Below are 10,947 nucleotides of genomic sequence, written 5' to 3' on the forward strand. Positions count from 1 at the left end.
TACCTAGGACTCATCTGTATCGTTTTAGGCAGATTCGTCTTCAGCCCCAGCATGTTCTGTGTACATAAAGCGGACTCACCCGATGATCTTCACCTCTCTTTTCTCCGGGGGTGTCAGTTGTTTATAAGAACCAGCCCCCGGGGAGAGGGTTAGGGTGAGGGGGGAGCGCGGCGAGGATTCTCGGGATAGCCACGCGATGCATCCCCCTCACCCCGACCCTCTCCCCGGGGGGGAGAGGGGGAGCGCGCCCCTTCCCGTCGTCGCCAGTCTGGAAGGCGAAGTCCGCGACAGCATCCAGCAGACCCTGCGGCAACTGGAGCGCATGCCGGAACGCCCGGCGAAACCCGCGCCCCAGTCCACCGAACCGCCCAAGCCGCCGGCCCCGCCGCCCATCGGGGCGATGGATCTCGCCGGCTGGGCCGGAGACGATTTCAACCGCACGCGCGAGGCTCTGCAAAGGGCGCTCGACACGGCGCAGGGCCGGGCGCGGGTCGAGGCGCAGATCGCGCTGGTCCGCTTCCTGCTCGCCCGCGCCATGGACGAGGAGGGGCGCGCGGCGCTGGAGACGGCGGCCAGCCTGTCGCCGGCACCCGACCAGCGCTATGCCTTGCGCATCCTGGGCGACGCCTTCCGCGCGCTCGACCGCGAGGACGGGCCCGACGACAACCTGTTCGTCCAGCTGCCGGCCGGCGCCATGCCCGACCACCATGTCTGGCGCAGCGTCGCGCTGGCGCCGACCCGCTGGGCGGCGGCGAAGGAGGGGCTGCCCATCGCGCTCCGCCGGCTGCTCGACTATCCGGCCGACCTGCGCAGCCGGCTGCTGACCACGCTCGCCGCCGCGGCGGACGAGGCCGGGGACAGCGCGGCGCTGAACCTGATCGTGCTGGAGATGATCACCGTCGATTCGACGGGCATGGCCGACGGCCGGCTCGATTATTTCCGCGGCCGGCTGGCGGAGCTGAAGGCGACGCCCGGCACGGCACCCGAGGCGGCTCTCGAACGCTATGACGCAGCCGCGGCCTTGCGCCGCGGTCCCTTCGCCCGCCGGGCCGAGGTGCGCGCCATCGAACTGCGCCGTGGGCTCGGGCGGCTGGACGAGGACGGCGCCATCCAGGCGCTGGAAGCCCTGCGCTTCGCCTGGCGCGGCGACGATGTGGAGACGGATGCGCTGGCGGCGCTGGGCGGCGCCTATGCCCGCAGCGGCAGGACCGACGCGGCACTCGACATCTTCGGCCTGCTGGGACGGCGCTTCGGCGCCACCGCGCGCGGGCGCGACGCGCTGGCGGCCGGGCGGACCCTGCTGGCCGCGGTGCTCGACCGGCTGGAGCAATCGCCGCCGGGCGGGCTCTATGCGCTGGCCTTGCAGGCACGCCATGGACGGCTGGTGACGCTGGTTGACGGCCCGGATGGCAAGCTGAGGCTGAGGCTCGCCACGCTGCTGCTGCGCGACGGTTATGGGCTGGAGGCGACCCGCATCCTGCATGCGCTGACGGAAGGCGCCACCGGCCCGCGCCGGGCGGAGCTTGGCGCCACCCTGGCCCGCTCCCTGATCGACGGTGGGCGCGAGGGGGAGGCGCTGGATGTGCTGGCCCGCACCGGCGGGTCGGCGTTGGAGCCGGCCCTGGCCGAACGCCGCGCCCTGCTGCGCGCCGACGCGCTGCTCGGCGACGGCGACACCGTGCGGGCGCTCGACGCGCTGCGCGGCCTGAGCGGGGCGGAGGCGGCGCGGCTGCGGGCCGAGGGGCTGTTCGCGGCCGGCGAATGGCGGGCGGCGCGGAGCGCCTTCGCCGAACTGGCCGCCACCGGGACGGAACCGACGGCCGACGATCTGGCCTTGCAGGGATTGTCGGCCTATCTGGCCGGCGACGCCGATGCCTCGCGCGGTTTCGGCGAGGCACAGCGCGCGCGTCTGGCCGGCACCCGTTGGGCCGGGCTGCTCGATGCGCTCGCCCCGCCGCCCGCCGACGGGCCGCTGCGCGCGGAGTCGGTGGAGCGCGACCTTGCCGCGGCGACCGCGCTCGACCGGCTGGCGCGCGGGTGGCGGAAGTCCCCCTGACCTTTGGGCACCGATCCGTAAAGCCGCTTTAAACGGCGGGCTGTAGCGTCGGCGGACCGTTGCCCCCAATCGCGATGGCTCTTGCACATCCGGAGAAGAAGACATGCGCTTGATGTTCGGGTTGATCGCGGTGTTTGCCAGCGTGCTCGGCGGGTTCTACGCGATGGGCGGGCGGATGGCGGTGCTGTGGCAGCCGGTGGAGATCGTCATCATCATCGGCGCCGGCATCGGCGGCTTCGCCATCGCCAACAGCCCGGCGGTGCTGCGCGACACGCTGCGCGCGGTCGGCACCATCGCCCGCGGGCGGACCACCCCCAAGAACGACTATCTCGACATGATCGCGCTGGTCTACGGGCTGTTGCGCGTCGCCAAGTCCAAGGGCATGTCGCAGATCGAAACCGACATCGACAAGCCGGCCGAAAGCCCGCTGTTCACCCAGTACCCCAACGTCCTGCGCTATGACCGCTGCATCACCTTCCTGTGCGACTATCTGCGCCTGATCGCACTCGGCCAGGACAACCCGCACGACCTGGAATCGCTGATGGCGGAAGAGCTGGACACGCTGGGCCGCGAGCTGAACCAGGTGCCCAAGGCGTTGCAGAATCTGGCAGACGCGCTGCCGGCGCTGGGCATCGTCGCCGCGGTGCTGGGCGTCATCAACGCCATGGGCGCCATCAGCGAGGCGCCGGAGGTGCTGGGCCGGATGATCGGCGGCGCGCTGACCGGCACCTTCCTCGGCGTGCTGCTGTCCTACGGCATGGTCGGCCCCATCGCCAGCGCCGCCCGCCAGCGCCGGGAATCGGAACTGAACATGTATTTCTGCATCAAGGCGGCGCTGTGCGCCTATCTGCGCGGCAGCCCGCCGCAGGTCTGCGCCGAATATGCCCGCAAGGTGCTGTACACCGACATCCAGCCCAGCCTCGCCGAGGTGGAGGTCGCCACCGCGCTGTCGTCGCAGGCCAAGGCCCGCGACGGCCGCCAGGCGGCGTGACCGGCCATGCCGCGCAAGACCGCCCTGCCCCCGATCATCGTCAAGCGCCACCTCGGCGGCCACGAGGAAGAGGAGCACAACGGAACCTGGAAGCTGGCCTACGCCGACTTCGTCACGGCGATGATGACCTTCTTCCTGGTGATGTGGCTGATGAACATCACCACCACCGAACAGCGCAAGGGCATCGCCGACTATTTCAACCCGGTCGCGGTGTCGCAGAGCAATTCCGGCGCCGACGGCATGCTGGCCGGCCGTTCGGTCGACAAGAGCGGATCGCTGACCACCCCGAACGCCGCCGGCGATCAGGCGAGCCCGGTCGCCTCCCCCCCCGTCGTGGCGTCGGTCGGCGACAGCGACCGGCAGCCGGCCGGCCGCAGGGACCCGATGCCCCACCCGCCGGGCGGCACTGTTCCGCCGGTGGACCTGCTGCGCCCCGCGCCGGAGAATGCGCCGGCAGCATCCGCCACCGAAGCACCACCCCCCACTGTCCAGGCCACCCGTGCGGAGCTGGAGGCGCTGCTCGACCGCCAGTCCTCCGAACTGACGGAGAAGGTGGCGCTGGAGTCGCTGGAACGGGATCTCCGCCAGCGCATCGCCGCGTCGCCGGACCTCAGCGCCCTGCAAGGCAGTCTGGTGATCCAGCAGGTGCCGGAGGGCTTGCGCGTCCAGCTGACCGATCAGGCCCGCTTCTCGATGTTCAAGGTCGGCTCGGCCCAGATGAACGACCAGGGCCGGCGGCTGATGCGGATGGTGGCCGCGGCGCTGGCGTCGGTGCCGAACCCCATCGGCATCACCGGCCACACGGATGCGCTGGGCTATGCGCCGGATGCGAAGTACGGCAACTGGGAACTGTCGAGCGACCGCGCCAACGCCGCCCGCCGCGAGCTGCTGGCCAGCGGCATTCCAGGCGGGCGCATCGTCCGGGTGGAGGGGCGTGCCGATCTGGACCATTTCGGCGCCAGCGACCCGCTCGATCCCAGCAACCGGCGGATCAGCATCACATTGCTGCGGCGGCCGGCGGGGCAATAGGCGGGAGCAATCAAGGCGGAAAACAATCAAAAGAAAAAGCCTTACACATTTTAACAAAACCGCCCGATTTTTCCTTTAAAGCCCCTTTAAAACCCCTTCGCTACCGTTAACCCCGCCAGTCATCCGCGGAGAATCCCGGAACGCACACCTTCCCTTCCGTTCGTCGTCACTGCGACGGCCCGTTCGACGGTTGACCAGAGGATTCCAAGGATGAGCCTTTACAGCGCCATGCGGTCCGGTGTCAGCGGCATGTCCGCGCAAAGCTCGCGCCTTGCCGCCATTTCGGACAACATCAGCAATTCGCAGACGGTCGGCTACAAGCGGGCGACTGTGGATTTCTCCACCCTGGTCACCTCGCCCGGCAGCCGCAGCACCTACACCGCCAGCGGCGTGCAGTCCGCCACGCATTATCAGATGCAGCAGGACGGCACGATCCTCGGGACCAGCTCGTCCACCGACATGGCGATCAGCGGCAACGGCTTCTTCGTCGTCGGCAACAAGGCCTCGGGCACGCCGCAATATTCGCTGACCCGCGCCGGCAGCTTCCTGCCCGACGAGGCCGGCTTCCTGCGCAACAATGCCGGCCAGTACCTGGAAGCCTGGAAACTGAACCCGGACGGCACCATGCCGAACGTCAGCAGCTCCCGCTTCGACGACCTCCAGTCGGTGAATGTCGGCAATCTCGTCTATGGCGGCAGCAAAACGACGCAGATGGATTTCTCCGGCAACCTGCCGGCCCAGGCCGCCACCGGCGACAGCTTCACCAGCAGCCCGACCTTCTATGACGGGCTGGGCAACCCGCTCGACCTGTCGATGACCTGGACCAAGGCCGCCGGCCCCAACCAGTGGACGCTGACCGCCACCGGCCCGGCCGGCTATACCGTGACCGGCGCGCCGGTGACGCTGACCTTCGCCGCCACCGGCCCCTATGCCGGCAAGCCGGTGGACGGCGCCGGCCTGCCGCTCGACCCGATGCCGGGCCTCACCATCACCTCGCCGGCCACGCCGACAGCCGACAGCTTCACCATGTCGCTCGGCAACGTCACCCAGCTGAACGGCGATTACGTGCCGACCGTCACCGGCGACGGCGCCAAGGTCGGTCAGGTCACCTCGGTCAACATCGACGACAGCGGCAAGTTGTGGGTGATGTACGACAACGGCGCCCGTCAGGCGCTATACCAGATCCCGATCGCCACGGTCACCAACCCCGACGGTCTGGTCGCCCAGGACGGCAACACCTACACGCTGGGGGCGGACACCGGAACCCTGACGCTGGGTGCGGGCAAGCAGGGCGGCGCCGGCAGCGTCGTCGGCAGCGCGCTGGAGCAGTCCAACGTCGACATCGCGACCGAGCTGGTGTCGCTGATCGAGACGCAGCGCGCCTACTCGTCCAGCGCCACGCTGGTGCGCACCGCCGACGAGATGGTCGAAGAAACCACGCGCCTGAAGCGCTGAGCCCAGTTCCGACGGAGTCCCGGCCATGAGCGTCCAACTCGCCCTCACGTCCGCCCTGTCCGGCCTGCGCACGACGCAGCAGCAGGCGGCGATGGTGTCCCACAACCTCGCCAACGCCACCACCGCCGGCTATGTGCGCCGCGACCTCGACCTGTCGGCGGTCACCACCGCCGGCCGGGGGGCCGGGGTTAGGGTCGACGCCGTCGCCCGCAAGGTGGACGAGCTGCTGATCCGCGATGCGCGGTTCGAGACCAGCCGTTACAGCGGGCAGGAGGCGCGCACCTCGGCACTGGCCGACTATGCGCTGGTGCTGGGCCAGCCGCAGGACGAGAAGTCGGTCTCGACCCAGCTGTCGAAGCTGCAACAGGCCTTCTCCCGCCTGCACGACATGCCCAACGACGACGCGGCGCGGAACGCCGTGGTGTCGCAGGCGACGGCTCTGGCCGGCGGGCTGAACCGTGCCGCCGAGGCGGCGCAGACGGTGCAGGACGACGCCAGGGGCCGGCTCCAGACCTCCGTCGATACGGTGAACACATCGCTCCAGCGCATCAGCGACCTGAACGGCAAGATCGCGACCCTGGAGACGCGCGGCGGCGATGCCGGCGACCTGCGCGACCAGCGCGACCGCCTGCTCGATCAGGTCTCGCAGGAGATCGGCATCCGCACCTACAGCCGCGAGGACGGCCAGGTCGTGGTGATGACCCGCAACGGCCAGACCCTGCTCGACCACCCGCTGGCGCCGGGCGAGCAGCCGCTGACCCTGCTGGGCGACGAGGTGATGGCGAACGGCGTCGCACTGTCGGCCAACCCGGACAGCGAAATCCAGAGCGGCCGGATCATGGGCTATGTCCAGACCGTCAAGCAGGACATGCCGCGCGCCATGGCGCAGCTGGACGAGCTGGCCGCCGGCCTCGTCCAGGCCTTCCAGGGGGCGGAGGCCGACCCGACCCAGCCCGGCCTGTTCACCGATGCAGGCGCCGCCTATGGCGCGACCGCCGGGCTGGCCTCGCGCATCGCCGTCAACGACCTGGTGCGGACGGAAAGCTGGCGGGTGCAGAGCGGCGTGCAGGCGGCGGCCCCGCTCCCGCCGGGCGACCAGACGCAGATCGAGAAATTCCAGGCCGTCTTCACCGGCACCCGCAGCTTCGCCGCCACCGACATGCCGGCCAACGCGACGCTCGGCAGCTACGCCACCGCCATGGTGTCGGCCCAGCAGGGCTACCGCACCGGTGCCGAGTCGGAGATGAACGCGCGCAAGATCAGCGCCGACACGCTGGAGACCGCCCGCATCAACCGCGACGGCGTCAATATCGACGACGAGATGCAGAAGCTGATGCTGATCGAGCAGAGCTATGGCGCCAGCGCCCAGGTGGTGCAGGTCGCCGGCCGCATGATCGACATCCTGTTGCAGATCAAGGGGTAAGCCGATGCTGTACAATGCCCTGTCCACGCTGGGGATGAGCCGGTCGCTGCAAAGCACCATGACCCGGCAGCAGATGGAGCTGACCCGCGCCAACGAGGAGGTGTCGACCGGCGTCCATGCCGACGTCGCCGCGACCATCGGCGCCGGCACCGGCCGCGACATCGCGCTGCGCAACCTGTTCGACCGCACCGACGAGTATGTGAAGACCACCGACCTGCTCGACGGCCGGATGAAGACGATGGACAGCGCGATGACCAGCATCCTCGCGTCGGGCACCGACCTGCTGGCCGCCGCCTCCACCGGGCTGGGACAGCAGTCGCCGACCGGGACGTCTCTGCAAATCCGCGCGCGCGGTGTGCTGGATCAGGTGGTCGGGCTGCTGAACGCCGCGTCCGGCAACAGCTATCTCTTCGCCGGCACCGCGCTGGACCAGCCGCCGATGCGCAACGTCGACGGCGACAAGTCGGGCCTGCGCTCGCCGATGCAGATCGTCCGGGACGCCATCCAGTCGGCCACCGGCGGCACCGCCATGCCGACCACGGCGGTGGAGACCGCGGCGGTCGTCGCCCGGCTCGACGATCTGTTCGCCGTGCGCGACCCGGCGACCCCGGCCCCCGCCCCGCTGACCGACAGCTTCGAAGGCGGCCTCTACACCGGCACCACGGCGCTCCAGCCCGGCGGCGCCGCCTCGCCGCGCGTCAGCGGCCAGCCGGCGGAGTCCACCGCCATCGCCTATGGCGTGCAGGCGAACGACCCGATGATGCGGCAGATGCTGGAAGGCATCTACATGCTGGCGGCGGTCGATACCTCGCAGATGGATGTCGACGCCTATCCCGACTACATCAGGACCGCTGTCGACAAGCTGTCCGGCGGGCTCGGCAAGCTGCGGGAGGCGACGGCCCAGCTCGGCATCCAGCGCGCCCAGGTCGCGACGCTGGCCGAGCAGCACAAGACGCAGAAGTCGATCCTCAGCCTGCAGATCGACAATCTGGAAGGCGTCGATCCCTACGAGGCCAGCACGCGGATCAGCCAGCTGGAGGCGCAGATCGACGCCACCTCCAGCGCCACCGCGCGCATCGCCAAGCTGCATCTGACCAACTATCTCTAGGCCGCATCGACATGAGCCCCGGCATCCAGGTCCCCCTATCGTACCGGCTCCGGCCGGCCTTGCGCCGCGCCCTGGTGCTGGCCGGCGGGCTGCTGCTGGCGCTCGGCATGCTGTCGGCAGCCCCCGGTCCGGCGGCGGCGCAGACCCGGGTGAAGGATCTGGTCACCTTCGACGGGGTCCGCCGCAACCAGCTTGTCGGCTACGGCCTTGTCGTCGGGCTGAACGGCACCGGCGACCGGCTGATCAACACCCCCTTCACCGAACAGAGCCTGAAGGGGATGATGGAGCGGCTCGGCATCAACACCCGCGGCGAGACCCTGCGCACCCGCAACGCCGCGGCTGTCATGGTGACGGCCAGCCTGCCGCCCTTCCCGCGCCAGGGGACGACGGTCGATGTCACGGTCTCGGCGCTCGGCGACGCCACCAGCCTGCTGGGCGGCACGCTGGTGGTGACGCCGCTGCTGGGGGCCGACGGCGAGGCCTATGCCGTGGCCCAGGGGCCGCTGTCGGTCAGCGGCTTCACCGCCGGCGGGGCGGCGGCGACGGTGACCAAGGGCGTGCCGACCACCGCCCGCATCGCCAACGGCGCCACGGTGGAGCGCGAACTGAAATTCGCGCTGAACGATGTCGGCGCGGTGCGGATGGCGCTGCGCAACCCCGATTTCACCACGGCGATCCGCATTGCCGACGCGGTGAATGGCCGGCTCGGTGCCGGCAACGCCCGGGTGGTCGACCTGACCACGGTCGACGTGCGGATCACCGGATCCTATGTCGGCAACGTCTCCCGCCTGATCGGCGAGATCGAACAGCTGGCGGTCCGGCCAGACGCCATCGCCCGCGTCGTGGTGGACGAGCGCAGCGGCACAATTGTCATCGGCGACGATGTCCGGGTCAGCCGCGTCGCCATCACCCAGGGCAACCTGACCGTCCGCGTGGTCGAGACGCCGCAGGTGTCGCAGCCGCAGCCCTTCAGCAACGGCTCCACCGTCGTCGTGCCGCGCACCGACGTGCAGGTGCAGGAGGGCAACGGCCGCCAGTTCGTGACCGTCGGCGGCAACGTCAGCCTGCAACAGCTGGTCAACGGGCTGAACGCGCTGGGGGTGGGTCCGCGCGACATGGTGGCGATCCTCCAGGCGATCAAGGCCGCCGGCGCCCTGCACGCCGATCTGGAAATCATCTGACCCCCCCAAGACCGGGATGGAGAGACGACGATGGACATCGCCGCAACGACCCTCCGCAGCCCTGCGACGCCCACGCCGGCAACCGCGACGCCGGCCCTCCCCAACCCGGAAGCGGCCGACAAGGTCGCGAAGGAGTTCGAGGCGATGCTGGTCGGCCAGCTGATGGAAAGCATGTTCGCGGGCATGCGCGAAAGCCCGCTGTTCGGCGGCGGCGGCCCGGCGGAGAAGCCGTGGCGCAGCATGATGTTGCAGGAATACGGCAAGGCCATCGCCGAATCCGGCACGCTCGGCATCGGCAGGATGACGCACGACGAGATCGTCCGCCTCTACGCATCGCAAGCGGAGCAGCGTTCATGAGCGTCACCCTCAAGGACCTGATCCACGAATTCGCCCCCGACCGCCGGACCGAACAGGCCGAGGCCGAGGGACCGGCCGCTCCCGATCCCGGCTATGACGGCGCCACCGCCCTGCTGGTGCGCGACTTCCTCGACGCGGTGGAAGCGCTGTCCGCCGTGCTGGAGGAGGAGTCCGCCTGCATCGCCGCCGGGATGCTCGACCGGCTGGAGGCCTTCGCCCACCGCAAGGCGGCGATGGCCGAACAGCTGGAGGGCGCCGTCCTGCGCGCCCGCGATGAAGGCATCCGCCTGCCCGACGATCTCCGCGCGATGACGCTGGAGCGCATCGACCGGCTGGAGCGGGCGGTGTCGGTCAACGCCTCCGGCCTCGTCGCCCTGCGCAAGGCGGTGCTGACCATCAACCGCAACCTGCTGACGGCGCTGGAGCGGGCGTCGAGCGACGGCACCTATGCCCGCGACGGACAGGCGCGCCGGCCGGTGGAACTGTCGGCCTCCGGTCTGAACGCCACGCTGTAGCGCCTGTTAGACTCTGATCGACTTTAGCGGCCCTTGACGCTGGACAGCTCGCCAGCCTGTTCCAGCTTGATGATGCTGGCGACCAGGGCACGCTGGAAGCCGCGGGCATCGGACGGCAGCGACACTCCGGCGCCGGTCGGCCAGAATTCGACGAAGGCGAGGCTGCCCTCCTCCCCCGCACCCGGCCATTCGAAGGCGACGCCCAGCCCGATCTCCTTCGTCGTCCGCCGATGGTCGGTGACGAGGATCTGCGCCTCCCAATGCATGCCGCCGGCGCCCTTGTCGGCCCGCTGCTGACTCCAGTTCCGCAGATAGTCACGGAAGGTCTCGGACTGGCGGTCGAGCCGCACATAGCTCGACCGGTCGGTCACCGTCTGCGCCAGCTTCGTGGTGTAGCGCGCCTGGGCGAGCGCCCGCGTCACGTCGGCACAAAGCTCCTCGATCTGGGCGAAGCTGCGCTTCACCGTGTCGGCAAGCGCCGCCGCCAGGGCCGGACCGGTCGGCGCCGCCGCGGCGTGGTCCTTGCGATACATGTCGAAGAGATCGTCCGAATCGCCCATCGCCGCCCCCACGCCACCGCCATCTGACGGTCCAGTCCACCGAATTCACCAAAAACAAATTAATAGCCGGTGAAGCGACACGAAAACGCCCCGGCTCGTTGGAGCCGGGGCGTTTCTGATCTGGGTGAAGATGCAAGCATTTGCGCTTTGGATTGGAGCGTCTCTTGTGCCTGAGCGACCTGGCGGCGACCTACTCTCCCACGTCTTAAGACGCAGTACCATTGGCGCGGAGGCTTTTCACGGCCGAGTTCGGGATGGGATCGGGTGTTTGA

At 69.7% G+C, this 10,947-nt stretch carries 10 protein-coding genes and 1 rRNA gene; 9 read left to right on the plus strand and 2 right to left on the minus strand.

The genetic code is table 11. The features are described 5' to 3' along the window. Window positions 1–196: 196 nt before the first annotated feature. The 9 genes from GBZ48_RS34945 (at window position 197) to GBZ48_RS34985 (ending at window position 10,115) form a co-directional block, all read left to right on the plus strand. The gene (locus tag GBZ48_RS34945; protein ID WP_246307679.1) at window positions 197–2,056 is read left to right on the plus strand and encodes a hypothetical protein; all 1,860 of its coding nucleotides are present in this window, start codon (window positions 197–199) and stop codon (window positions 2,054–2,056) included. Between the two features lie 103 nt (window positions 2,057–2,159). Then, entirely contained in the window at window positions 2,160–3,047 is an 888-nt protein-coding gene (motA, locus tag GBZ48_RS34950; RefSeq protein ID WP_174475226.1) for a flagellar motor stator protein MotA, read from the plus strand. 6 nt (window positions 3,048–3,053) lie between these two features. Then, on the plus strand, window positions 3,054–4,076 hold the full coding sequence (locus tag GBZ48_RS34955) for a flagellar motor protein MotB (protein ID WP_174475227.1): 1,023 nt from the start codon (window positions 3,054–3,056) through the stop codon (window positions 4,074–4,076). A gap of 210 nt (window positions 4,077–4,286) precedes the next feature. Further along, complete coding sequence (locus tag GBZ48_RS34960; protein ID WP_174475228.1) at window positions 4,287–5,531, plus strand: flagellar hook protein FlgE; 1,245 nt, start codon at window positions 4,287–4,289, stop codon at window positions 5,529–5,531. A gap of 25 nt (window positions 5,532–5,556) precedes the next feature. Beyond that, window positions 5,557–6,954 carry a flagellar hook-associated protein FlgK gene (flgK, locus tag GBZ48_RS34965; RefSeq protein ID WP_174475229.1) on the plus strand — a complete coding sequence of 466 codons (1,398 nt, stop codon included), beginning with the start codon at window positions 5,557–5,559 and terminating at the stop codon, window positions 6,952–6,954. 4 nt (window positions 6,955–6,958) lie between these two features. After that, window positions 6,959–8,062: a flagellin N-terminal helical domain-containing protein gene (locus GBZ48_RS34970; protein WP_174475230.1), complete on the plus strand. Its 1,104-nt coding sequence runs from the start codon at window positions 6,959–6,961 to the stop codon at window positions 8,060–8,062. Window positions 8,063–8,073: 11 nt separating this feature from the next. Then, window positions 8,074–9,243 carry a flagellar basal body P-ring protein FlgI gene (locus GBZ48_RS34975; protein ID WP_174475231.1) on the plus strand — a complete coding sequence of 390 codons (1,170 nt, stop codon included), beginning with the start codon at window positions 8,074–8,076 and terminating at the stop codon, window positions 9,241–9,243. 30 nt (window positions 9,244–9,273) lie between these two features. Beyond that, window positions 9,274–9,600, plus strand: a complete 327-nt coding sequence (locus tag GBZ48_RS34980; RefSeq protein WP_174475232.1) for a rod-binding protein — start codon at window positions 9,274–9,276, stop codon at window positions 9,598–9,600. Then, the gene (locus GBZ48_RS34985) at window positions 9,597–10,115 is read left to right on the plus strand and encodes a flagellar protein FlgN (RefSeq protein ID WP_174475233.1); all 519 of its coding nucleotides are present in this window, start codon (window positions 9,597–9,599) and stop codon (window positions 10,113–10,115) included. Before GBZ48_RS34980 ends, GBZ48_RS34985 begins: the two co-directional genes overlap by 4 nt. Window positions 10,116–10,138: 23 nt before the next feature. On the opposite strand, the gene GBZ48_RS34990 is transcribed toward GBZ48_RS34985, so the two are convergent. Both GBZ48_RS34990 and rrf read right to left on the minus strand, forming a co-directional pair. Then, window positions 10,139–10,675, minus strand: a complete 537-nt coding sequence (locus tag GBZ48_RS34990) for a hypothetical protein (protein WP_109452684.1) — start codon at window positions 10,673–10,675, stop codon at window positions 10,139–10,141. Window positions 10,676–10,852: 177 nt separating this feature from the next. Next, window positions 10,853–10,947: ribosomal RNA gene (rrf, locus tag GBZ48_RS34995) — 5S ribosomal RNA — on the minus strand; the annotation flags it as partial.

This window comes from Azospirillum melinis (assembly GCF_013340935.1).
Taxonomy (GTDB): Bacteria; Pseudomonadota; Alphaproteobacteria; order Azospirillales; family Azospirillaceae; genus Azospirillum; species Azospirillum melinis.

Excerpts from the sequence above, each read along its gene's own strand:
- GBZ48_RS34945 (WP_246307679.1), top strand. The coding sequence starts at position 197 with ATGCATCCCCCTCACCCCGACCCTCTCCCCGGGGGGGAGAGGGGGAGC.
- motA (WP_174475226.1), top strand. The coding sequence starts at position 2,160 with ATGCGCTTGATGTTCGGGTTGATCGCGGTGTTTGCCAGCGTGCTCGGC.
- GBZ48_RS34955 (WP_174475227.1), top strand. The coding sequence starts at position 3,054 with ATGCCGCGCAAGACCGCCCTGCCCCCGATCATCGTCAAGCGCCACCTC.
- GBZ48_RS34960 (WP_174475228.1), top strand. The coding sequence starts at position 4,287 with ATGAGCCTTTACAGCGCCATGCGGTCCGGTGTCAGCGGCATGTCCGCG.
- flgK (WP_174475229.1), top strand. The coding sequence starts at position 5,557 with ATGAGCGTCCAACTCGCCCTCACGTCCGCCCTGTCCGGCCTGCGCACG.
- GBZ48_RS34970 (WP_174475230.1), top strand. The coding sequence starts at position 6,959 with ATGCTGTACAATGCCCTGTCCACGCTGGGGATGAGCCGGTCGCTGCAA.
- GBZ48_RS34975 (WP_174475231.1), top strand. The coding sequence starts at position 8,074 with ATGAGCCCCGGCATCCAGGTCCCCCTATCGTACCGGCTCCGGCCGGCC.
- GBZ48_RS34980 (WP_174475232.1), top strand. The coding sequence starts at position 9,274 with ATGGACATCGCCGCAACGACCCTCCGCAGCCCTGCGACGCCCACGCCG.
- GBZ48_RS34985 (WP_174475233.1), top strand. The coding sequence starts at position 9,597 with ATGAGCGTCACCCTCAAGGACCTGATCCACGAATTCGCCCCCGACCGC.
- GBZ48_RS34990 (WP_109452684.1), bottom strand. The coding sequence starts at position 10,675 with ATGGGCGATTCGGACGATCTCTTCGACATGTATCGCAAGGACCACGCC.